At 41.2% G+C, this 20,554-nt stretch carries 20 protein-coding genes; 13 read left to right on the top strand and 7 right to left on the bottom strand.

What is annotated here, in order from left to right:
• Positions 1 to 184: 184 nt before the first annotated feature.
• From M2135_RS14945 to der, 6 genes are all read left to right on the top strand, one after another.
• Positions 185 to 1,342, top strand: a complete 1,158-nt coding sequence (locus M2135_RS14945; protein WP_280749331.1) for a HAMP domain-containing sensor histidine kinase — start codon at positions 185 to 187, stop codon at positions 1,340 to 1,342.
• A 90-nt stretch (positions 1,343 to 1,432) separates the two neighbouring features.
• Positions 1,433 to 2,014 carry a DUF177 domain-containing protein gene (locus tag M2135_RS14940; RefSeq protein ID WP_280749330.1) on the top strand — a complete coding sequence of 194 codons (582 nt, stop codon included), beginning with the start codon at positions 1,433 to 1,435 and terminating at the stop codon, positions 2,012 to 2,014.
• A gap of 12 nt (positions 2,015 to 2,026) precedes the next feature.
• Positions 2,027 to 2,212, top strand: a complete 186-nt coding sequence (rpmF, locus tag M2135_RS14935; RefSeq protein WP_280749329.1) for a 50S ribosomal protein L32 — start codon at positions 2,027 to 2,029, stop codon at positions 2,210 to 2,212.
• A 106-nt stretch (positions 2,213 to 2,318) separates the two neighbouring features.
• Complete coding sequence (locus M2135_RS14930) at positions 2,319 to 3,320, top strand: beta-ketoacyl-ACP synthase III (RefSeq protein ID WP_280749328.1); 1,002 nt, start codon at positions 2,319 to 2,321, stop codon at positions 3,318 to 3,320.
• Positions 3,301 to 4,194, top strand: a complete 894-nt coding sequence (era, locus tag M2135_RS14925; protein ID WP_280749327.1) for a GTPase Era — start codon at positions 3,301 to 3,303, stop codon at positions 4,192 to 4,194. Before M2135_RS14930 ends, era begins: the two co-directional genes overlap by 20 nt.
• A gap of 124 nt (positions 4,195 to 4,318) precedes the next feature.
• Positions 4,319 to 5,629, top strand: a complete 1,311-nt coding sequence (gene der / locus M2135_RS14920; protein WP_280749326.1) for a ribosome biogenesis GTPase Der — start codon at positions 4,319 to 4,321, stop codon at positions 5,627 to 5,629.
• Positions 5,630 to 5,682: 53 nt separating this feature from the next.
• On the opposite strand, the gene M2135_RS14915 is transcribed toward der, so the two are convergent.
• The 6 genes from M2135_RS14915 to M2135_RS14890 all read right to left on the bottom strand — a co-directional run bounded on the left by M2135_RS14915 (position 5,683) and on the right by M2135_RS14890 (position 12,106).
• Entirely contained in the window at positions 5,683 to 7,455 is a 1,773-nt protein-coding gene (locus M2135_RS14915; protein WP_280749325.1) for a DUF4091 domain-containing protein, read from the bottom strand.
• A gap of 40 nt (positions 7,456 to 7,495) precedes the next feature.
• Positions 7,496 to 8,566 carry a TIGR04133 family radical SAM/SPASM protein gene (locus M2135_RS14910; RefSeq protein ID WP_280749324.1) on the bottom strand — a complete coding sequence of 357 codons (1,071 nt, stop codon included), beginning with the start codon at positions 8,564 to 8,566 and terminating at the stop codon, positions 7,496 to 7,498.
• Complete coding sequence (locus M2135_RS14905) at positions 8,559 to 9,050, bottom strand: radical SAM-associated putative lipoprotein (RefSeq protein ID WP_280749323.1); 492 nt, start codon at positions 9,048 to 9,050, stop codon at positions 8,559 to 8,561. The genes M2135_RS14910 and M2135_RS14905 overlap by 8 nt, the downstream gene beginning before the upstream one ends.
• 2 nt (positions 9,051 to 9,052) lie before the next feature.
• The gene (locus M2135_RS14900; RefSeq protein ID WP_280749322.1) at positions 9,053 to 9,517 is read right to left on the bottom strand and encodes a radical SAM-associated putative lipoprotein; all 465 of its coding nucleotides are present in this window, start codon (positions 9,515 to 9,517) and stop codon (positions 9,053 to 9,055) included.
• 377 nt (positions 9,518 to 9,894) lie between these two features.
• The gene (locus tag M2135_RS14895; protein ID WP_280749321.1) at positions 9,895 to 10,578 is read right to left on the bottom strand and encodes a response regulator transcription factor; all 684 of its coding nucleotides are present in this window, start codon (positions 10,576 to 10,578) and stop codon (positions 9,895 to 9,897) included.
• A gap of 1 nt (position 10,579) precedes the next feature.
• A complete protein-coding gene (locus M2135_RS14890) occupies positions 10,580 to 12,106 on the bottom strand; it encodes a HAMP domain-containing sensor histidine kinase (protein ID WP_280749320.1) in 1,527 nt (508 codons plus the stop codon).
• 178 nt (positions 12,107 to 12,284) lie between these two features.
• On the opposite strand from M2135_RS14890, the gene M2135_RS14885 reads away from it, so the two are divergent.
• The 4 genes from M2135_RS14885 to M2135_RS14870 all read left to right on the top strand — a co-directional run bounded on the left by M2135_RS14885 (position 12,285) and on the right by M2135_RS14870 (position 17,675).
• Complete coding sequence (locus M2135_RS14885; RefSeq protein WP_280749319.1) at positions 12,285 to 14,642, top strand: outer membrane beta-barrel family protein; 2,358 nt, start codon at positions 12,285 to 12,287, stop codon at positions 14,640 to 14,642.
• A 197-nt stretch (positions 14,643 to 14,839) separates the two neighbouring features.
• On the top strand, positions 14,840 to 16,177 hold the full coding sequence (locus tag M2135_RS14880) for a PhoH family protein (protein WP_280749318.1): 1,338 nt from the start codon (positions 14,840 to 14,842) through the stop codon (positions 16,175 to 16,177).
• 178 nt (positions 16,178 to 16,355) lie between these two features.
• The gene (locus M2135_RS14875) at positions 16,356 to 17,006 is read left to right on the top strand and encodes a hypothetical protein (RefSeq protein ID WP_280749317.1); all 651 of its coding nucleotides are present in this window, start codon (positions 16,356 to 16,358) and stop codon (positions 17,004 to 17,006) included.
• Positions 17,007 to 17,258: 252 nt separating this feature from the next.
• Positions 17,259 to 17,675, top strand: coding sequence for an HU family DNA-binding protein (locus M2135_RS14870; protein ID WP_280749316.1), 417 nt, complete (start codon positions 17,259 to 17,261; stop codon positions 17,673 to 17,675).
• A gap of 51 nt (positions 17,676 to 17,726) precedes the next feature.
• Here M2135_RS14870 and M2135_RS14865 read toward each other — a convergent pair whose 3' ends face one another.
• Complete coding sequence (locus M2135_RS14865; protein ID WP_280749315.1) at positions 17,727 to 18,137, bottom strand: DUF6249 domain-containing protein; 411 nt, start codon at positions 18,135 to 18,137, stop codon at positions 17,727 to 17,729.
• 152 nt (positions 18,138 to 18,289) lie between these two features.
• Here M2135_RS14865 and M2135_RS14860 point away from each other — a divergent pair, with 152 nt between their 5' ends.
• From M2135_RS14860 to M2135_RS14850, 3 genes are all read left to right on the top strand, one after another.
• Positions 18,290 to 18,853, top strand: coding sequence for a sigma-70 family RNA polymerase sigma factor (locus M2135_RS14860; RefSeq protein ID WP_280749314.1), 564 nt, complete (start codon positions 18,290 to 18,292; stop codon positions 18,851 to 18,853).
• Positions 18,854 to 18,879: 26 nt separating this feature from the next.
• The gene (locus M2135_RS14855) at positions 18,880 to 19,212 is read left to right on the top strand and encodes a hypothetical protein (RefSeq protein WP_280749313.1); all 333 of its coding nucleotides are present in this window, start codon (positions 18,880 to 18,882) and stop codon (positions 19,210 to 19,212) included.
• Positions 19,213 to 19,273: 61 nt separating this feature from the next.
• Positions 19,274 to 20,530 carry a Gfo/Idh/MocA family oxidoreductase gene (locus M2135_RS14850; protein ID WP_280749312.1) on the top strand — a complete coding sequence of 419 codons (1,257 nt, stop codon included), beginning with the start codon at positions 19,274 to 19,276 and terminating at the stop codon, positions 20,528 to 20,530.
• Positions 20,531 to 20,554: the final 24 nt, after the last annotated feature.

The following is a 20,554-nucleotide window of genomic DNA, read 5'->3' as shown; positions in this document are numbered from 1 at the left end:
CGATGGTACTGCACACAATGTGGGAGAGTAGGTAGCTGCCAGTTTTTGATTAAGAGGTATATTCGATCCGAATGGAGGAATGTACCTCTTTTTTTATTATATAGCCCCTACTCTACTCTATTCCTATAATATATGATCTGATTTTACGTTAGTATTATTTAGAGATATAATAAGAGCGAAATAGATGAGTAAAATATACGATTCCCGTCAGCGGCTTAAATATACGTTTATCGTTGGAGCGATGTTAATAGCTATTGCTTCTGTCGTTTTTTCCGATTTACTGGTAAAGAAACTGACTCAGGAAGAGCGAAAAAACATGGAAATCTATGCTGATGCTACTCAAGTATTGATCAGCGAAGATACCAGTTTGAATATGAGCCTTATCCTTAAGATTCTGGAGGGAAATAGTACGATTCCTGTCATCCTATGGAGCGAACGGGATGGAAGAATGGAATATGTCAATATTGATGTTTCCGATAAGGATACAATCCCTTTCCTGGAGAGTAAGATCAACGAATTTAAAGCCAAGAATCCCCCTATTGAGATCGACCTGGGAGAGGGTGGATTTCAATATTTATATTATGATGATTCGATTATATTAAAACGACTGAATGTGTATCCCTACGCACAACTTACGGTTGTATTCATCTTTATCCTTATTGCTTTTCTAGCTTTATCGAGCACTAAAAAGGCGGAACAGAATAAAGTCTGGGTAGGGCTATCTAAAGAGACAGCACATCAACTGGGGACTCCTATTTCTTCTTTAATCGCCTGGATGGAATATCTGAAAACAAAAAATATCGATCCTTCACTTTTTAAAGAAATGGAAAAAGATGTTTCCCGACTGGAAACGATTGCAGAACGCTTCTCTAAAATAGGATCCAATCCGGATCCAACACCGGTAAACATCAATAACTCCATTCTCTCGGCTTTGGAATATATGCAATCACGTATTTCATCCAAAGTGAAAGTTGAAACCGAATTGCCGGAAGAACCGGTATTGGTATTGATGAACAATTCTCTATTTGCCTGGGTGATCGAAAATCTCATGAAAAATGCGGTAGATGCCATGGAAGGACAGGGAGAAATAACATTCCAGGTAGAAGAACGACAAAAAACGGTACGAATTGATATAACCGATACGGGTAAAGGAATTCCTAAATCCAAATTTAAAGAAATATTCAGTCCCGGTTATACGACCAAAGAAAGAGGTTGGGGATTAGGCCTTTCATTAGTCAAACGGATTATCGAATCATATCATAAAGGAAAAATATTTGTAAAGAACTCAGAACTGGGAAAAGGGACAACAATCAGAATTGAACTACGTAAGTATAAAGGCTAATTCCTCTTATTCTAAAAAATAAGTATATAGCTATTGCTTTTATATTTTGTTTTTTCGTACCTTTGCAAGGTTTTTTATAGCAAAAAGACTTTGGGCAAATTTGATACATACAATATTGATCTGAAAAATCTCGCTCCGGGAGTATATGAATACGATTACTTTTTGGAGAATAAATTTTTCATTGATATAGACGGAACTGAGGTACAGAAAGGGAAAGTGAATGTTCACCTAACCTTGAAACGTACATCAGCGGCGTTTGAGATGGATTTTCAGTTCAATGGGGTTGTTATGGTTGCTTGCGACAGGTGCCTGGATGATATGGAAATACCTGTTGAGAACCAGAATAAATTGGTTGTCAAATTCGGAAAAGAATATGCTGAAGAGAGCGACGAAGTCGTTGTCATACCTGAAGACGAAGGGGCTATTAATTTAGCTTGGTTCTTATATGAGTTTGTAGCATTATCCGTTCCGATGAAACATGTACATCCTCCCGGCAAATGTAATAAAGCTATGTCATCCAAACTGAAAAAGCATTCGACCAAGAGTGCCGATGAAAACGATGACTTTGGTGACGATGGCATGGATGATGATATAACTATTGATGATGACAATAGTGCAACTGACCCACGTTGGGATGCCCTAAAAGGTATTATTGAGAATGATAACAATTAAATAAATAAAACAATGGCACATCCTAAAAGAAGACAAGGCAAATCAAGAACGGCTAAGAGAAGAACTCATGACAAAGCCGTAATCCCTACAATGGCTATATGCCCCAACTGCGGAGCATGGCATCTCTATCACACCGTATGTGGAGAGTGTGGCTATTATAGAGGAAAGTTAGCAATTGAAAAAGAAGCAGCAGTATAAACTGCGATCAATCCCTCTTTGGAGTTGATAAAACAAAAAAGATAGCCCTAAAAGTATTTTTAGGGCTTACGTTTTTTAATTGTACAAGGAAACAGAAAGTGTAAGCATGGAGAAAATAAATGCAATCATAACGGGAATAGGAGGTTATGTACCTGAAGACGTATTGACGAACGAGGATATCTCTAAAATGGTTGATACAACAGACGAATGGATTATGACCCGCGTCGGAATAAAGGAACGCAGAATATTAAGAGGTGAAGATCGTGGCACTTCATATATGGGTATCAATGCCGTCAAACAATTGTTTGAAAAGACAAAAGTGAATCCGGAAGAAATACAGGCCATTATCTGTGCAACGACCACTCCTGATTATACTTTCCCTACAATGGCTTCGATTATAGCATATAACACAGGGTGTAAGAATGCCCTTACTTTTGATATGCAAGGAGCTTGTTCTGGTTTTTTATATGCATTAGAAACAGCGGCGAACTATATTCGCTCCGGACGTTACTCCAAAATCGTTGTAGTCGCCGGTGATAAAATGACCTCCATTACTGATTATACCGATCGTACCACCTGCCCTCTTTTTGGAGATGGTTGTGGCGCTGTTCTTATAGAACCGACACATGAAGATCTTGGGGTAATCGATACCCTTCTCCGAACAGATGGAACCGGACTCTCCCACCTGAATATGTATGGTGGAGGTTCAGCTTTCCCATCCTCCCACGAGACAGTTGATAAACGGATGCATTATGTGTATCAGGATGGCAAGTATGTATTTAAACATGCTGTAACTTATATGGCTGATGCATCTATTGAAGTGGTAGAAAGGAATCATTTAGCCAAGGAGGATATCGACTGGATTGTTCCTCATCAAGCAAACTTACGTATCATTGATGCGACAGCTAAACGCTTGGGAGTAGAAGATAAGGTCATGATCAATATCCAAAAATACGGAAATACCAGTGCAGGAACCATTCCACTCTGTCTGTGGGAATACGAGAGTCAGTTAAAAAAGGGAGATACCCTTATTCTTACGGCTTTCGGCGCAGGATTCACCTGGGGTGCGATGTATCTTAAATGGGCCTATGACGGAAAAAAAGCATAAATCCGGTTTTGTAAATATTGTCGGGAACCCGAATGTCGGCAAATCAACGTTGATGAACCGACTCGTTGGAGAACGTATTTCCATTATCACCTCCAAAGCGCAGACAACGCGCCATCGGATTATGGGGATTGTGAATACCGATGATATGCAAATCGTGTATTCGGATACTCCGGGAGTGTTGCAACCCAACTATAAGTTACAACAGTCTATGCTTAATTTTTCACGTTCGGCACTGGGAGATGCTGATGTGTTGTTATACGTCACAGATGTTGTTGAGACTATCGATAAAAACGAAGAGTTCTTACAACAGGTACAAAAAGTGGACTTCCCCGTACTGCTTTTAATCAATAAGATCGACCAAACGAATCAAACCGAGTTAGAACAATTGGTTGGCAACTGGAAAGAATTACTCCCTAAAGCAGAAATCATACCTCTTTCGGCATTGAATAATTTCAACATCAATTACGTCAAACAACGGGTGGAAGAGTTAATGCCCGAATCTCCTCCTTACTTTGAAAAAGATGCATTAACAGATAAACCAGCTCGTTTTTTTGTAACAGAAATCATCCGGGAAAAAATACTTCTCTATTACCAGAAAGAGGTGCCTTATTCGGTAGAAGTGGCCGTAGAACTCTTTAAAGAAGATAAACAATTAATACATATCAAAGCCCTTATTATTGTCGAACGAGATTCGCAAAAGGGCATTATCATCGGTCACAAAGGGCAGGCACTGAAGAAAGTAGGTGCGATGGCTCGCAAAGATATAGAACAGTTCTTCGCAAAAAAAGTCTTCCTCGAGATGTATGTAAAAGTGGAAAAAGACTGGCGAAACCGTGATAACATACTACGTAATTACGGGTATATTATAGAGTAGCACGCTGAAACAGAAAGCACTTCCGACTAAAGTTAAGTCGGAAAATAAGAATATAAATCATTGTCAGTTACCAATACACTATCAAAGATAGTCTGAAAGAATTGTCAATTTATAAATACAAAAGATGAGTATAGTTGCAATAGTTGGAAGACCCAACGTAGGTAAATCTACCTTGTTCAACCGTCTGACGGGTACACGTCAGGCTATTGTGAATGAAGAAGCCGGAACCACCCGTGACCGACAATACGGGAAAGTGGAATGGGGCGGAAAAGAATTTTCTTTAATTGACACCGGCGGATGGGTGGTTAACTCAGATGATATATTTGAAGAAGAGATCAATAAACAGGTACAAATTGCTATTGAAGAAGCGGATGTCATCTTGTTTGCCGTTGATGTTCTCAGCGGTGTTACAGATTTGGATACAGAAGTGGCCAGAATCTTGCGTCGATCTAAAAAACCGGTGATCATCGTAGCCAACAAAGCAGATACATTTGAATGGCATGCCGTGGCGGCAGAGTTCTATTCTTTTGGATTGGGTGATCCGTTTTGTATCTCCGCGATCAATGGTTCGGGAACAGGCGATCTTTTAGATAAAATCATCGAGACGCTGCCGGACGAACAACCGGAAGGTTTTGATGAAGAGCTCCCTCGAATTGCTGTTATCGGCCGTCCAAATGCAGGAAAGTCCTCCTTGATCAATGCGTTTATTGGAGAAGAGCGTCATATCGTTACGGATATTGCCGGGACAACACGTGATTCTATTTATACCAAATACAATAAATTCGGTTTGAATTTCTATTTAGTGGATACAGCCGGTATCCGAAAGAAAGGAAAAGTCAATGAAGATCTGGAATACTACTCTGTCATTCGTTCTATCCGTGCCATCGAAAATTCGGATGTGTGCGTATTGATGCTTGATGGTACGCGTGGTATTGAAAGTCAGGACTTAAATATCTTCTCTTTGGTTCAGAAAAACCGAAAAGGATTGGTTGTTTGTGTGAATAAATGGGATTTGGTTGAAGACAAAAGCCAAAAAGCGATTACGTATTATATGAATACCATCCGGGAGCGATTTGCACCTTTTACCGATTTCCCAATCCTTTTTATCTCTGCATTGACTAAACAAAGAATATTAAAGGTACTTGAAACAGCCAAGATGGTTCACGAGAATAAACAAAGGCGAGTACCCACAGCTAAACTCAATGAGGTCATGCTCCCGCTTATAGAGAATTATCCTCCGCCTGCATGGAAAGGAAAATACATAAAAATCAAATACGTGACTCAAATACCGGCTGGTACTGTTCCTTCTTTTGTATTTTTCTGTAATCTCCCTCAATGGATTAAAGATCCTTACAAACGTTTTTTGGAGAATAAGCTCCGCGACAATTGGGACTTCAACGGCACACCGATCAATATATTCGTTCGGGAAAAATAAAAAGATAAAAAACAAAAGGCGCAGCATTCTGCGCCTTTTGTTTTTTATCCTTCTCAAAATCCATTCAATACTTTTCGAGCACCATTAATCATTTCGGCTGCATTCTCGTGAGTTAATCTATCTGGCATAAATTCACTGACAATAGCATTCAAGCGATTCAACTTAGATTTTTGACCTTTTGCTGTAAACTCTTCCCGTAAAATACGGATTTTCTCCGCATCCTGAAGACCTTCTGTCAAACGCTCCATACGAATACTGCTTCTCACTCCCGGATAAACCATATAACAATCTCCGGCTGCCCAGGTACGGAAGCGTGAATCACGCAACGGATCCTGTGTCCAGCTGTTATAAGCCCAACGCAGATAGCCGCTATAATTACCTGCTACAGCATGCCATATCGTCCAGGTAGCCTCAGCCGGAGGTGAAAAAGTGAAGATATTCGGCAGAGCTTCCGCACAGCAAGTATACACCCGGCTGATCTTTCCCGCTTTATCACGCGCTTCCTTCTCTTCCGGTGAAAAATTTTGTCCGTAAGCCAGACTATAATCATACAAATCAGCTTCTATCTCGGCATGATAATTTCCTGCCAGAGAAATTTTAAAATTCGGATCGGCTTTACGAATCACCTTTATAGCCTCTTTCATAGGTTCCATACCACGTTCATCCATAGAAATCACCGTTTTATCAAACCAACCCTTCTGCTTAAGGTGCCGAGCAAAGTCTTTCAGAAAAGAACCCCAATAATCCTCATAAGCCGCTTCACCCGGTTTCGTTTCCAGAAATACGACACGGTTGGTTGCCTGATCAAAATAGTCAAACTTTAAAGCCCATGGGATCAGTGTATAACAACCGATTTGCTGATCGATTCCGACTTCATACATCATAAACTCGACCCATTTATCAAATACGGTATAATCATAAGCCCAACTACCATCTAACTTTTTCATCCGGGAAATCATACTATCAAAATGATCTTCCGTCTGCCCCGCCCATGGTCTATGCATAATACTTGTCGTAATCACTTTCTGTCCGATATTCGCCAATATTTTCATCACCGGTAACATCGCATCAAAATGTTCCCGGCTCCATAAAGGAACCTGATGATAACGCGCCACTGCATACGGATTTTGCCACAGATCCAGATGAAATGCCCAATCCTTAGGGGCAGGAAGTGTCCGGTTGATCACTTCTATCTCTATTTGAAGATTCATCGGTGCTAAATTCCTTCCGGAGACCGTTAATGTCCCTTTATATTTTCCAGGTTTTGTTTCTCGCGGTACCCATACATTCAACCAAATAGGTTGGGTCGTCATCGCTTTTACTTCACGTACTTTTATTATATCAATCGCATCCGCCACCATGGAAGAGTCCCATTCCGCTTTATTCTCACGATGTCCACAGCCGGTGGTCCGGTCTTTACTTAACTCATCGGTCATCACATAACGAAGAAAACCGGCTGTCGCTGCCGATGAAGGAATGATCGCCGAACCATTTTTCAAATCACTAACAGCAATAGAAGCATCCTGCAAATCAGTTTTCGTCCATAACACAGCTTGAGCATTCACTCGCTCTCCCTTCCAGGCCTTCGTTTGCCAACGAGCTGTTTTTATCACTTGCGGAACACTTAACTTCGGATAACGCACATCTATGCTCCCCCAACTCAAAGAGGTTTGTTCGGATAGTCTGTTCCAAACCTCTGGATCGTCATACGGTTTGGTATCGGTCAATTCTGTATAATCACCCAAAGGATACTTGTCTGTTTGCTGAGCTGTAACAGTACAGATACAGGCCAATAACATGACACAATAAAAAAATGGTTTTCTCATGGTAGAATAATTTAAAGGTTTAGGCGTTAAAGATATTCATTTATTGGATACGTTTGTAATGACAAACAAGTAAATTGCCGTCATCATCATACAGATGCATCCCATTCCCTTCGCAATAGCGAAACATCTTACAATCGGCACATTCTCCCTTTTTTGTCCAGGAACGGTCGCGAAACGGTTTGAACCCTTTTTCCCAAACATCGATAAAACGATCCTTGTAGATATTCCCTTGATGAAAATTCGCCCGGATACTTGGGCAACCGGAAATCGACCCATCGGCTAACACAGAAGCCACAGAGACACCGGCATTACATTGAAAGATATGATCCCGCACTTCTGCTTCGTAGTTCCCCAGAAAACCTTCACATCCAAAACTGGTATGTATACACCCTTGCTGACGACAATGCCGAATGAAATTCATCAGCCAGGTGAATTGTTCGTCATTCAGTTGCAATTCTGTAGAAGCAGCAGCACGACCCACAGGGAAAATCGAGAATAACCGCCACCGCTTGACTCCCATCTCTATCAGAAACTCCTTAAATAATTTGAGATCTTTGAAATTCTTTTGATTAACACAGGTGACCACATCCCAGACAATCTCTTTTTCCTCGGCCAGCATGCAAATTGCATTTAATGCATTTTCGAAACTTTTCGGATGTCTGCGCATCCAGTTATGCGCCTCTTCAAAACCATCCAGACTAATCGTCACCGAATGCATGCCGGCGGCCAATAAAGATTGCAGCCGCTTTTCAGTCAACAGCAGCCCATTCGACACCATCCCCCAGGGAAAACCGCGACGGTATAGTTCAATGCCGCATTGTTCAAGATCTTGCCGCACAAGCGCTTCTCCTCCGGTAAAAGTGACCATCACCTTATTCGGCTCCACATAAGGGGTTATCTCATCAATGACGTTCAAAAAATCTGCGATTGGCATATCCGGCTGTTTGGCCGACACATGACAATCACTTCCACAATGAATACAGGATAAATTACAACGAAGCGTACACTCCCAAAAGAGTGTACGCAATTCGTGCAATTTTATCCGGTTTTTCTTTATACCTCTGAATAATTCTAATGCAATCCGTTTCTTTATTGTCGGCTTTTTATTCATCTTTTTCTTTTTCCTCTAACGCTATATCAACCATTTTTGTCAGATACCCCTGAAACCATCCACCACCCCCACCGAGATGTTCTGTTTTGTACGAATCATCTACGATAAGCGTATCGGTATCGTACCATCCGTTCGTTTCACCATCTTTATCGCTGACGACCAGTTTATAGCCTTCCAGATCAGGCGTATCTTCTATCAGATAATTCCCATTCTGATCAGTTGTTGTCAGCCATTTATCTCTCCAGGCGACAGGGTAATAGGCAGACAAACTATCCGGAACAACAGCCTTTACTTCCATTCCGGGAAGTGCTTTTTTCGTCGTTTTATCAACCACTTTCCCTTGTACACCATACCCTTTCCATGGAACTCCATACATTGCCGCATTTTCTCCTGCATCACAACTGGCAAATCCCAACAATGCCAATAAGCCGGCTAAAACAAAATTACAACCTTTTAGAAAGGTTTGGAAACTACGTTTCATCATTTTTATCTCTTTTTCTTCAGTTTAAAATTCACTGTTTTTTCCCCTTCGCCCAGAAACCATCGTTCGCCATTTTCCAGTTTTATCTCATCTTGCGATATGGTGATCGAATCAGATTCAAAAGCCCCGTTTTCATCTCCATCTATATCTTCTGCAAATAGCTGTATGGATTCGACGGCAAATACATCTGTTTTAAACGAATAATATCCTCCAACATCCGTTTTTGTCGTATCCGACAACGTCTGTTCCCAATCTCTGGTATACGCATATCGCGCCCTCATCCGGATTCCCTGGATAACCTCATCCGTTTCATTGGTCACTTTCCCTTTGATCTCATAGGTTGAATAGGGAGAACCATATTCACAAATAACAACTCCAGGATCATCAGAATCTCCACACCCCAGCAGTACTAATAGCCCGGCTAACAGCCAATTCGCCTTTCTCAGCAAAAAATAAGAACCCTTTTTCATCTTCTTGATTTAATCGTTGTCTATTTATAAAATGCAAACGAACAACAAATACTGCATCTATTATGCCTGTAAATATAAACTTATTTACCTGTATTATTCATAAAAAACAGCGTAAACAACCCAATCGCTCCTTTGGTATTGTTATTCCCCTCCCGATTCAAAACAAAAACCGAAACGTCCCACCGGTTTATTTGAAGCATAAAAAACACTTTTCTGTTAGAGGTACCTCTAAATTATTTTACACCTACCTCTAAACTGATTTACACGTACCTCTAAATGAATTTAGAGGTACCTCTAACAAAAAACGGAGGTAGGTGTAACAGAAAAAGGATCAGAAAACTACAAAAAAACAGTCAGATTCATGTTTTTATTTCAATTCAATCAATAATCAACTTATAACCAACACCCCTGATATTAATAATCTTAATCGTCGTGTCGCGCGACAATTTTTGTCGGAGTTTCGTGATAAACACATGAAAACTACGGGCATTGAAAAACGAATCATCTCCCCACAATTCCAATAAAACATCTTTCATCGGCATCACCTGATTCCGGTACTGACACAGCTGTTTCAATATTTCCGATTCGCGGTTACTCAACAGTTGCTTTTCTCCTTGAAAGAGCAAGGTCTGAGTAACCGAATCGAAAAGATATTGCCCCAACTCAAACCGTGTTTGTTCGATCTTGTGAACCGATATTTTATGAAGTAAAGCTTTTATCCGGATGACCAGTTCTGCCATTCCAAAAGGTTTTTTCAAATAATCGTTCCCTCCCGATTCAAACCCTTCGACCACATCATTCGCTGTTGAGCGCGCTGATAAAAACAACACAGGGATCTGTTTATCTTTTCGACGAATTTCTTTCACCATCGTATACCCATCCATATCGGGCATCATCACATCGGTCACGATTATATCCGGTCGAATCTCCTGATACCGCTCAATTCCTTCTTTTCCGTTTCCTGCCAGATGAATCTCAAACTCTTTCCCATCCAATGTATCTTTGATAATCATTGCCAAAGTAAGTTCATCTTCCACCAGTAAGACTTTTATCTTTTCCATCCTATTTCTTTGTCGCTTTAAAATGAAGGGTAAAGGTCGACCCCTCCCCGACTGTACTTTTCAAAGAGACCGAACCTTCATGTTTACTCATCATGTCTTTCACATAATACAGTCCCAATCCGTGCCCTTTCACATTATGTAAATTACCACTTGGTATTCTGTAAAACTTATCAAATATCCTGTTTTGATGTACAAGACTTATTCCCGGACCGTTATCCGTTACGGAAATAAGCATATCATCTCCATTTTCGACCGCTGTTATTTTTATAGAAGCATCCGCTGTTTTGGTGTATTTTAGCGCGTTGTCGATCAGATTATCGAGCATATTGTATAGATGGGTTCTGTCGGCACAAAGTGTTAAAGAATCGGGTATTTGAACCTCGAAGTTTATCGCTTTACTACCTTTCAATTGATGTTGTTCGACCAATTTATTGACCAGTTGCTTGAGAGCTACAGTTTCCCGGTGCAGACGAAATGTAGCCCTGTTTTCCACAGCTAATGTTAGAATTTGTTCCACCAAGCCCGTTAACCGAAGCAGTTGTTCCCGGATAATCGTCAGATATTTACGTTGTTTCTCGTTTACCGGTTCTCCATAATCGAGTAACGCATCCACAGCAGCGTATCCGACAGAAATAGGTGTTTTCAACTCATGCGTCATATTATTTGTGAAATCGGTCTTCAACTCTTCCAACGTTTTTTGTCTCAATAATATGCGTAAAAGATAACTAAAGGCAAAGGCCACAATCAGTAATAACAATCCCGAAGAGATTAAAATACCGCTCATCTGACCAAATACCACTCTCGCCGGCGATTTAATATAAAGTCGATAAGAAAATGGGCGATAAATCATATCATTCCCTTCAGTATTCACCGCTTCGCCTTTTCTGGGATAAAAGGTTATCGGATAGTCATAATAACGGGTATTCTCCCAATCCAGGACAGCCGCTGTAGAGTCGTTATCCATCGATGGATGATATTTCCGTATGACTTCAAAAACCGTGTGATTTTTTGCTGCCTGGTATGCCAGATAAAGTTGAAAAGGGGCATCAATATGTTTCATCTTCAGTTCTTCGACCAATAAACTATCATACACATTCACCCGAACACGTTTAATTGAATCTATCTGATTATGCAACCCCTGCAAAAGGACATGCTCCAATCCGTTGATTACAGAATAGATCTTTGTCAGAGCCGAATCCGCTTCGTTTCTCAGATCGATTCCTCTCAAACTGATTTGATCGGCTTCTATATGTTCCAAACTCTCTTCATCGCCATCCTCATTATCTAATAACTCTAAGGAGACAGATCCCGAGTATTCATTGTTCTCACTCTCTTCTTTTATCTCCTGCATCCGGTACAACAACTCTTTATAGTCGGCTGTTTTCATCGCCTCCTCTATATTGTTATTCATCTGATTGGAAAGCGTGTCGTACAACCCTTTCAGCCAATACCCCTGAAAAGCGACAATCGCTCCTAAAGCCACGATGATTAACAATCCGATGATTTTGAAATGAAGACGACCATTCATCTGTTGCGTATATCTGTATGTTTCTCAGCAAAAATACAACGGCTTCGAAAGCGAACCTAACAACTCCTGCAAAAATACACCGGATGATAAGACTAAATAACACTTCATAAGGGAGTGATAACACAGTTTGTTTTTCAAATCGTTTTCCTTTGCTGAGAGAAACTTCAAAAAAAGTACAATGAACAGATTCTACTACATCTTATGCATCCTTCTTTTAGGTAACACCATATCATCCTATGCACAATCTATTCGTGGTGTTGTAACCGACAGTCAGCAACAGCCCATTGATGGTGTTGCCATCATATTACAAACAACCGATTCACTTTTTATAGACGCAATAGTGAGCGATACGCTTGGACAATTTCAATTCTCCCAGACTACAGACCAGGCGTATCGTCTCCTATTTCAACATATATTGTATGAAACAAAGCAACTTGATGTAGCTTCTGCGGAGATTGGAGTGGTTCAACTCGCTTCCAAAGACTATCTGTTGGATGAAATCACAGTCAAAGGAGAACGTCCGCAGGTGCGTGTAGAAAACGGCAAACTCAGTTACGATGTACCCCAACTCATCAAAAACAAAACCGTCACCAACGCATTTGAAGTCATAAAAGAACTTCCCGGAGTTATGCCGCGCGAAGAATCCATCCAGTTAGTAGGCACCGGCAACCTGCATATCATTATAAACGGCCAGTTGACAGGTATGTCGCTCGACCAACTCATTCAATTACTTAAAAGTATGCCTGCCGACCGGGTAAAAAAAGCAGAAGTAATGTACAATGCCCCCGCTCGCTACAATGTAAAAGGCGCTTTAATTAATATTATCCTCGAAGACAACCCGACAGATACACCCTCCATCCAGGGAGAAGCTGGAGTAGATTATACACAAAAACATTATGCCGCGGGAGACGCCCACCTCAACTTACTCTATTCATCACCCCGCCTGAATATCGATTTTCTCGCCGACGGAGGAAAATGGAGAGGATTTGGCGGTGAAGAAATACAAGCCCGTCATACGCTGAATAATAAAGTGACCGAAATCCATCAGGATGGACGCATGTCGTCCGACGCAAGAAGAGGAACAATGCGGGTCGGAATGGATTATACTTTTGCAAACGAAGACAAATTATCAGGATCCTATTATATCAATGCAGATAAAACAGATTACAAACGTGGTGCTCAAACTATTTTCACACCCGAAAACAATCCTGCCACAACGAATGAGAGTCTCTCCAAAGGATCAGAGACATCCGCCTTACACAACGCCCGGCTTCAATACAACAGTCATAAAGGGCTTATGGCCGGAATCGACTATACCGGATATCACTCACCCGACGACAGGCACTTCCTGGACAAAAGCAATACTGGAGATCAAATCGATATGCAGACCACCAGTAAACAAGACATTGCCAGATGGACTGCTTTTATGAACCATACATATACATTTAAAAGCGGATTATCTTTAAATTATGGTCTCAATGGAGGATATACCTCTTCAGATAATTATATTGAATACGCATATAATAAAGGAAACGGATATATCCCAGCCCCCGAATTGACAGAAGATAATACCCAGAAAGAATATAGCGGGAATGTCTTTGCAGAAGTATCCCATCGTTTCGGATCACACTTCTCCGCAACAATCGGGTTAAAAACCGAGTATTTCAAATCCGAATATACCTCCCCGGACGAAAAACGGACATTATGGGATGAATGGGCTTTCTTCCCTACCGCCTCTTTAAACTATATGTTTTCACCACTGCACATCCTCCAATTCAATCTCAGCAGCGATAAAACATATCCCGGTTACTGGAGCTTAAGCCCACAGTCTGTTCCGTTAAACTCATATTCGGAAGTCGTAGGTAATCCCGAATTAAAACCTTCGCGCTCTTACGAAGGACAATTAGTTTACATATTCAAACAGAAATATACCTTCTTACTGTTTTGTGAGTATGAACCCGACTATTTCGTTCAACTCCCTTATCAAAGCGAGAATGAACTGAAAAACGTATTCCGCTATGAAAATATCGATTATAGTATGAAGACCGGTTTTGCCGCAATTATTCCATTCCGTGTCGGATCGTTCTGGGATAGCCGTATTACAGCCAATGTCTTCCGCATGCAGGAAAAAAGCGATCATTTCCACAATATGACATTTAACCAAAAAGGAACGGTGGGTGCATTTTTTATGAACAACACATTTAACCTGTCCAACCGACCCAATCTAAAACTAACAATTGACGGTCAATATGTCACTTCCGGAGCCACACAAGGAGTATACGACCTTGGAAGCTTGTACACCGTCTCTGCCGGACTTAAATGGACATTCCTCGAAGAACGGGCTTCGTTGACTTTAAATGCCAATGACATTTTCCGTTCAGGTTATCCCACGGCGAAAGTCAACATAGAGAACCAATGGAGTCAGTTGAATAAACTGAATGACCTCAGTTATGTCAAACTCTCATTCGTCTATAAATTCGGCGGTTATAAAGAAAAGAGACATGACAAAGTAGATACCTCACGATTCGGGCAATAGATTGTTTTTGGGTGATTCATGTGATTCAGTCATTCTAATGATCATCACTTTCAACTTCTGACTTCCCTTATTGACAAGAATATATCTATTCCAAATACTGAATTATATGGCTTCTAAGAAATATTTTAAGGAGCGTCATTCACAAGTTACGGGAATTGTTTCTATCTTTCACACGATAATCATTAAAACGAAAGACGATGGGAACGAAGAAAAATTTCGTATTAGACACAAACGTGATCTTACACGATTATAAATGTATTGATAACTTTCAAGAAAATGATATCTATCTTCCGATTGTTGTATTGGAAGAATTGGATAAGTTTAAAAGAGGAAGTGACCAGATTAACTATAATGCCCGTGAGTTTGTGCGCGAACTGGATTTATTGACCAGCAACGATCTCTTTCTGAAAGGCGCCTCATTAGGCCCGGGAAAAGGTACGTTGTATATTGTAACCGGCGACAAATACCAGGAACAAGTCACACTCTCTTTTCCTGAGAAAACAGCAGACAACCGGATTTTATCCTGCACATTGTGGATTGCGGATAAAGAGAAAAACAAAAAGAGTAAGACGAAAACCATTTTAGTCACCAAAGATATCAACCTCCGGATGAAAGCCCGTGCGTTGGGTATAGAAGTGGAAGATTATATTACTGATAAGGTCATCAATGTAGACATCTTTGAACGGGCGCAAGAGACGTATGAGAATATCGATCCGGATCTGATTGATAAAATATACGCTTCCCACGATGGAGTTGATGCCGACCTCCTGGAGATAAAAACCAAACTTGACCCGAACGAATGTTTTATTCTTAAGAGCGTTCGCAATTCGGTATTGGCCCGGTACAATCCGTTTACCGACAAGATCAAAAAAGTTGAAAAAGGAAATAATTATGGCATCCAGCCACGGAATGCCGAACAAAGTTTTGCTTTCGAAATATTGAATGATCCGGATGTAAAACTCGTTGGAATCACCGGAAAAGCAGGGACAGGGAAAACCCTTCTCGCTTTAGCCTCTGCCATGAAACAAGCCGAAATGTATAAACAAATCTTACTGGCGCGTCCGATCGTTTCATTGGCCAATAAAGATATCGGCTTCCTGCCGGGCGATGAGAAACAGAAAGTGGCGCCTTATATGCAACCGCTCTTTGATAACCTCAACGTGATCAAGGCGCAGTATACACCGGGAAGCAATGAGGTGAAACGGATCGATGAGATGCAGAAAGAGAACAAACTGGTTATCGAAGCGCTTGCTTTTATCCGTGGACGAAGCCTGTCGGAAACTTTCTGTATTATCGACGAAGCACAGAACCTCACCCCACACGAGATCAAGACGATTATCACCCGTGCCGGAGAAGGAACCAAAATGATCTTTACCGGTGACATCCAGCAGATCGACTCACCTTACCTGGATGCACAAAGCAATGGACTGGCCTATATGATCGACAAAATGAAAGGACAGGAACTCTTTGCCCATGTCAACCTGATCAAAGGAGAACGAAGCGAATTGTCGGAATTGGCATCGAATCTGCTGTAAGCTGCTATGACAGCAACAGAGATAAACTGACAGCTATTTTTTAAACCCGTAGTGTTCGTTGAAGACTACGGGTTACTTCATACTCCAATCCGGTGCTCTTTAGAAACAACTGCATCATCTTTTTCCTACTTTTGTTTATTGTAATTGAGAGTAAATACTAAAATAAAAGGATACAATCATGAAAAGAATCAGTTATCTATTCATCTCTATTACTCTTCTTTTGGCAGTTTGCAGTTGTAAAGACGATACCGATAAGTTATTATCCGACCCTATCGAAGTAGAGATTGACTTAAGCGAATTCGGATCCGGTGAACTTGCTTTAACAAGTAAGGATCAAACAGGTACTTTTCGCTGGGATGGCACAACACTCTACCCAAATACTCCTTTTACATGGAACGATTTAGATGGGGAAACGCATGACTTTAGCATACTGTTTACCCCTGATGCGGAAGGGACTCCCGAAAAAGATATTCATGAAGGGACTATCCGAAATGTACTTCACGGAGAAAAGATAAAATTGGGAAAATTGAAACGATCTAATGTTTTATTGGAAATCCGCATTATGATAGTATGCCTTTCATCCAATCTTTCATCTAAATCCGAAATGGATAGTCCCCAATACATTCTTCATGGTTTATCCGATCTCGATTATGTCATATATGGGAGACAAGCTATTGTCAAACCGGTAACACTGACGGATGAACACCGGATAACTGCCATTGAACTGGAGTCAAAAACAGCCTTAATCAAGGATCTGATCTATCCTCCCGGAACCGTTTCACTACTTGCCGGGGAAACATATGATATTACTTTTGTTATCGGTCCTTAGAACTCACTCCTCCATTTTTCCAATCCTTCACCCGCTCTTTCAAACATTGTTTCGAACACTTTTCTGTTAGACGTACCTCTAAATTTGTTTAGACGTACCTCTAAACGGATTTACACGTACCTCTAAATTATTTTAGACGTACCTCTAACAAAAAACAGAGGTAGGTGCCTCTGAAAAAGAGTATGGTACTTTCAAAAAAACGATTATATTTATCCCCGAAAACCGATTAATCAATTTAAAACAAGACAAACTATGATTATTTACAAACCGCGCAAAATGGTATGTCGCATACCGGGAAAAGAGAAAACAGGATTTTTTGCTGCCAAAACCGCAGGTACAACCATCGACACCAATGATTTGTGTAAACGGATCTCTGAGAAATGTTCTGTATCAGGCAGTGATGTCAAAGGAGTGATCGAAGCATTGATCAACGAATTCGAACTGGAGTTGCTCTCCGGCAACCGGATCCGGATGGGTGAACTCGGACTGTTTGAAGCCTCGATCACCAGCGAGGTGGTCACAGAGACTGAGGCGTTAAAGCCGAAAAAAGTACGTATAAAAACCGTCACCTTTTTACCATCCCCACGCTTAAAGAGTATGATGGGGAAAGCCAATTTTATGCGTTTACGTGATTTCAATAAGATGGTGAATGGGGTAGAGGAAGAGTAAGAGGGGTTAGGGGAGAGGAGATCTTCACCTTCTCTCCCTTTTGAACAAGTCTTACTTATTCTTCTTTGCCATATTTAATTCCACAATAAAAGCAAGCAATAAACCGAGTCCTCCAAATAACAGGACAGAAGCGCCATAGGCTACCCCTACCATTTCATTACGAAGCCAATGATCATCATAGCTATTCAGCGTAGGGGTCAACGACATATTAATAATAAATCCGACCAACAAACCTAAACCGATACCGGCCATCAGACATCCGATCTTCAAACCGCTGAAGTTCAATTTGGAGATATAATTAGGCAAACCTAATTTTCCTTCAAAAGCCGAAGCATCCAATTTGTCTCCGATCTTTTCAATGATTGCCATACGTTCTTTCCGGCGTGCAAACAATTCAAACAGGCCATAAATTCCGGCACATACGATTCCAACAACCAGTGGAACTAAAATAAAATCCATCATACGTTCTATTTTTTAAGTGTTAATAATTATTCATTTGCTCTTTTGACGCAGAAGTATTTCACAGGTTACACTTTAGAGCGAGAAAAATAATTGTATTTTTGTTTGGTAAGCTGTAACCTGATGGCCCGGTTTGCGTCCATATGTATAGAAAGATGGAATTGTATACCGATACATACTATATTCAGAGGATACAAGCGGGCGATACGGCATGTTTTGCCTGTCTGTTGGATAAATATAGTCTGCAAGTGTACACGTTGATTGTCCGAATTGTCCAGAATCGGGAGGATGCCGAAGAACTGGCACAGGATGTTTTTCTGAAAGTGTTTAAAAACCTGTCGTCTTTCAAGGGGGATAGTAGTTTTTCGACCTGGATATACCGGATCGCCTACAACACGGCCGTCTCGGAAATGCGTAAGAAGAGGTATGAGTTTCTGGCGATTGATGAACAACTGATCAATAATGCATCAGAAAATGATATCGCAGAGGCATTGAACCAGACAGATGCTAACGAACAGGTTGAACAACTCGAATCTGCATTAGCCTTATTGCCCCCCGACGAACGGGCACTTATTCTATTGTACTATATGCAACAAAAATCGACGGAAGAGATTGCTTCGATCGCGGAACTGACTGTTTCGAATGTAAAAACGAAACTGTACCGTATACGCAAAAAGTTATTTGTGTTATTAAAGAATATAGGAGAGGATGAATCATGAATAAAAAACAGAGATCAAACGATTTAATGAAACAGCTTTTCAAGCAATTACCTGAAAAGCAGCTGCCTGCTGATTTCCGTTCGGCTGTTATGCAACAAGTGATGGCTGAAACTGTACGCCTTAAAAAACGCAATGAACGATTCGGCTTTATCGCTGTCCTTATAGCTTCTGTTTGCATGATCGCATTAGCCATAATGGCCCTCATTTTCCATGGGATACCTAAAATCTCCATACAGTTGCCCTCGGTGATCTATTTCTCATTCTACGGGTTTATCGGTATTTGTTGTTTATTCCTTTTATTTCTGGATTATTTTTTCAGAAAAAAATTCAAAGAGAAACAAGACTCTTTTTTAAAATAGAAGAGATTCTGATTATCTTTGCCGGAACCTTGATATTTATCATTAACTTTATAATAGTACTATGAGAACAAACAGAAGAACTTTCCTGAAAACTCTCGGGGGAATGGCTGCTTTGACGATCGTTCCCCGTCATGTCCTTGGAAACGGATTTCTTGCCCCCAGTGATCAACTAACCAAAGGGATTATCGGTACCGGTGGAATGGGTCGTGGTCATGTGAATTATGCCGGAACACGGCTTGTTGCAGTCTGCGATGTCGACAAAAAACACCTGGAACTCGGTAAACAACTGGTGAAAGACAAAATTGCTGCTTACCACGATTTCAGAGAATTGATCCTTGACCCCAATGTCGACATTGTACACATCGCTACCCCTCCCCATTGGCATGGGATCATGTCGGTGGAAGCGGCTAAAGCCGGAAAAGATATCTGGTGCGAAAAGCCAATGACCCGCACGATTGGTGAAGGGAAAAGGGTTATGGAAGCTGTTAAGCAATATGGACGTATGTTCCGTTTGAATACCTGGTTCCGTTTTACCGATAACTTCTATGGCTTAGGTACGCCTGTCAAACCATTGAAAAAACTGGTACAAAGCGGTTTGTTAGGTTGGCCGTTGAAAGTAACTATCAGTAAGCATACCGGATTCGACTGGAAGTTCTTCTGGGTAGGTAAAGAGTATCTCGAACCACAGACTGTGCCGTCTGAACTGGATTACGACCTCTGGCTGGGTCCTGCTCCTTACCGGCCGTATAACGCACATCGCGTACACCAGACATTCCGGGGATACTGGGATTATGACGGTGGAGGTCTGGGGGATATGGGACAGCATTATATCGATCCCGTACAGTACTTCCTGGGCAAGGATCATACCAGTCCGGTGAAGGTGGAAGTCGATGCACCACAACAACATCCCGATGCCGTAGGTACCTGGCGTTCGATCACCTATACCTATGAAGACGGTTGCCAGATCGTTCTTTGGGGAGGTGACTACGGCGATCCGAATACCCCTTATATATCCGGGCCTAATGGAAATGTGTATAAGAATTTTGTCTGTGATATCCCGAACTGGGAAAAGAAGTTGGCCGACTTCCCCGAACCGGAACCTCAGGTGACGGATTTTATCGAATCGGTAAAAACCCGTCAACCGTTTGCGCTGAACGAACGGTATGGTTTCCGTTCGGCAACAGTGGTCAATATGGGTGCAGTAGCGCTCCGTCTCAACCGAACGCTTCATTTTGATCCGGTCAAATTGGAATTCATCAATGACGAAGCTGCCAATCGTTTGATCGACCAACCGATGAGAGCACCTTGGAACATTTGAACAATTGACAATTTAATTTATACA

The organism is Parabacteroides sp. PF5-9, assembly GCF_029893105.1.
Classification (GTDB): Bacteria; Bacteroidota; Bacteroidia; order Bacteroidales; family Tannerellaceae; genus JARXWG01.
The sequence above is the reverse complement of the archived record's forward strand: the minus strand, read 5'-3'. Positions and strand labels throughout refer to the sequence as shown.